Consider the following 299-nt stretch of genomic DNA (forward strand, 5'->3'; position numbering starts at 1 on the left):
TACAAGGCACAGCCGGAAACCCGTGCGGATAAAGAGCGCAAAGCGATTGAGCGCACAGTTATGGGAACCGATACAGACCAGGCGGCGGCGGAGAAACGCAAAGTCCAGCCAGCACCGTTCGGTGGTCGCGTCGATCCTATGAAGCCCATCACCGATACACCACTGCCCAATTACATCCCCAAACGCGGAACCGATCTGGATCTGGATATACCACTGCCCAAGGTGGAGGCCGTGCGCCTTAACTCCGTGCAGGCGGCTAAGCGCTTGCGCTCACGCATGGGGGAGCGCTGGCAGCCGGA

The 299-nt window shown here is 60.2% G+C and carries 1 protein-coding gene; it reads left to right on the plus strand.

The features are described from left to right. On the plus strand, positions 1-299 hold a 299-nt coding region (locus tag MO867_RS22930; RefSeq protein ID WP_252473451.1), incomplete at both ends, for a hypothetical protein.

This window comes from Microbulbifer okhotskensis (assembly GCF_023895975.1).
GTDB classification, from domain to species: domain Bacteria; phylum Pseudomonadota; class Gammaproteobacteria; order Pseudomonadales; family Cellvibrionaceae; genus Microbulbifer; species Microbulbifer okhotskensis.